Below are 2,475 nucleotides of genomic sequence, written 5' to 3' on the forward strand. Positions count from 1 at the left end.
ACCAAGGATTCCCGGCCCCGGCGGAAATTTACAGCCGTGAATTACCGAATTAACCCGGCCGCACCCACAGCGCCGGCCGCGGGCCATTGCGCTCAGTTATTCCGGCGAGCGGCCTATTCGTCGGCCCTTTTGTCAACAGCATTGTCAACAGCGCCCCGCCGTCCGCGAGGTCGTGCGCGCGTCCGTATGATGCCTGCCATGCGCTATCGAACCCTCGGTGACTCAGGGCTGCTCGTATCGGTGGTTGGCCTCGGCTGCAACAACTTCGGCGGCCGCATCGACCTGCAGCGGACCCGGGCGGTGGTCGACGCGGCGATCGACGCCGGCATCACGCTCTTCGACACCGCCGAAATGTACGGCAAGGACGGCGGGTCTGAGCTCGCCCTCGGCGAGGTGCTCGCGGGCCGCAGGGACAAGGTCGTGCTCGCGACGAAGTTCGGCCACCAGAAGGTGGACATGGGCTACGGCCCCGCCGCGGGCGCCAAGGGCGGCCGCGGCTACATCAGGCTCGCGGTGGAGAAGTCGCTGCGGCGGCTGCGCACCGACTATATCGACCTGTACCAGCTGCACACACCGGACCCGCTGACCCCGATCGAGGAGACGATCGCCGCGCTCGACGAGCTGGTGGCCGAGGGCAAGGTCAGGTACATCGGGCACTCGAACCTGTCCGGCTGGCAGCTGGCGGACGCCGCGCACAAGAGCGCCGCCCGCACCCCGTTCATCTCCGCGCAGAACCACTGGTCGATGGTCGACCGCGGCGTGGAAGCCGAGGTGGTGCCCGCCGCCGTGCACTTCGGGCTCGGCGTGCTGCCCTACTTCCCGCTGGCCAACGGGATGCTCACCGGGAAGGTCCGGCGCGGCAGTGAATTGCCCGCCGGCAGCAGGATCGCGACGCGGTCGCACCTGGTCACCGACGAGAAGCTGGACACGGTGGAGGCGCTCATCGAGTGGGGTGCCGAACGCGGCGTCTCCATCCTCGAGATCGCCATCGGCGGCCTCGCGGCGCAGCCCGGCTGCGCCTCGGTGATCGCCGGCGCGACCTCAGCGGAGCAGGTCGTCGCCAACGTCGCCGCCGGCGAGTGGGAGCCGGCCCAGGAAGAGCTCGCCGAGCTCGACAAGATTTCGCCGCCGCCCGCCAGGGAGTTCTAGCCAGCAGACGGCTGGCCAGCAGGCTGCCAGCTAGCTGGCCGCCTTCGCCGTCAGGTACAGGGCCGCCACCACCGCGCCGAACGCCACGGAATACGACACCTGCGGCAGGTCACCGCCCTGTTCATAGCCGCCGATCACGCCGATGACGGTGCCCTGGCCCGAGGACGCCGGCACGTTCGCGAGGAACGGCCCGCCGCTCGTGCCGTCGGTGTACCCGCCGCAGTCGAACTCGAGCTGCGTCGGGCTGAAGAGCTTCGTCCAGTTCACGCACGAGACCGGCTGGTCCGCGGTGTCCGGGTAGCCGATCACCCGCACCAGCCCGCCAGCGGCGGCGTCGGCGTCGGTGGCGACGTGCTCGGCGCCGGTCACGGCCTCGACCGGCGCGCCGCCAGGCGCTCCGGACAGCTGCAGGAAGGCGACGTCGTCGTCGGGATCCTGGGCGGACTGCCAGGCCGCGTCGGTGTACACCCGAGTGACCTGCCAGACCCCGTACGGTTCCGTGCCGTTGGCGTAGCCGGGCACGAACACCATCTGGCGGGACGTGCCGGTCACGCAGTGCGCGGCCGTGATGGCCAGGTCACCATGCGGGCTGTCCACGACGCTCGCCGTGCAGAAGTGCGAGCTGAGCTTTCCCGAGCTCTCGCCGAACAGCGCGCCGACGGTCGCTATCCCGTCGAAGGGCTGTCCGTTGCCGGACACCCGGGCGACCCCGATGCCGCCAGCGCCCAGCCGGGCCGGCCAGGTGTCTCCTGCGGCCCCGCTGCGCGCGGGCGCCAGCGACAGGGTCACGAACACGGCAACGGCCGCGAGGATGGAGATGAGGCGACCATGCGTCCGCCCGCTCGCCGCGAGGCGCGCAGCCAGCCTCATCCACTAACCTCCACAGTGCCCGATATATGCTGATTTGTCCGCCAGGAGGGCAAAAATCAGCTATTGTCGTCATCGTGCATCGTTCGTTGCCGTGCCGATGCCTAATTGTGATCTATCGACCGCCCTCACACTAGAGGCTCATCCTTGGAACTTCCTTAGAATTCCCTGGTTCTCCCTAAACTTTGCGACGTGACGGCACACCGCGAGGCGCATCGTGAGCTCGACAGGCGCATCCTCGCGCTCGGCCTCCCCGCGCTCGGCGCGATCGCGGCCGAGCCGCTGTACAACCTCGTGGACACCGCGATCGTCGGCCATCTGGGCCGTCAGCAACTCGACGCGCTGGCGATCGCGACGAGCGTGCTGTCGATCGTCTCCTGGCTGACCATCTTCCTGGCGACCGCGACGACGTCCGCGGTGGCGCGGCTGGTCGCAGCGCGCGACGGCGCGGCCGCGGGG

Annotated in this window: 3 protein-coding genes; 2 read left to right on the plus strand and 1 reads right to left on the minus strand. The window is 69.5% G+C overall.

Features of this window, described 5'->3' with window-relative positions; genetic code table 11:
* The first annotated feature begins 198 nt into the window (after positions 1 to 198).
* The gene (locus tag WA805_RS29790; RefSeq protein ID WP_422327194.1) at positions 199 to 1,149 is read left to right on the plus strand and encodes an aldo/keto reductase; all 951 of its coding nucleotides are present in this window, start codon (positions 199 to 201) and stop codon (positions 1,147 to 1,149) included.
* 30 nt (positions 1,150 to 1,179) lie between these two features.
* On the opposite strand, the gene WA805_RS29795 is transcribed toward WA805_RS29790, so the two are convergent.
* Positions 1,180 to 2,019 carry a trypsin-like serine peptidase gene (locus WA805_RS29795; protein ID WP_422285699.1) on the minus strand — a complete coding sequence of 280 codons (840 nt, stop codon included), beginning with the start codon at positions 2,017 to 2,019 and terminating at the stop codon, positions 1,180 to 1,182.
* Positions 2,020 to 2,208: 189 nt separating this feature from the next.
* Between WA805_RS29795 and WA805_RS29800 the strand changes: the two genes are divergently transcribed.
* A partial coding sequence (locus tag WA805_RS29800) for an MATE family efflux transporter (RefSeq protein ID WP_425243985.1) occupies positions 2,209 to 2,475 on the plus strand: 267 nt, incomplete at its 3' end.

Source organism: Trebonia sp. (assembly GCF_049794275.1).
Classification (GTDB): domain Bacteria; phylum Actinomycetota; class Actinomycetes; order Streptosporangiales; family Streptosporangiaceae; genus Trebonia.

Bases quoted from the DNA above. Each gene is read 5' to 3' on its own strand.
- WA805_RS29790 (WP_422327194.1), top strand. From the start codon at position 199: ATGCGCTATCGAACCCTCGGTGACTCAGGGCTGCTCGTATCGGTGGTT.
- WA805_RS29795 (WP_422285699.1), bottom strand. From the start codon at position 2,019: ATGAGGCTGGCTGCGCGCCTCGCGGCGAGCGGGCGGACGCATGGTCGC.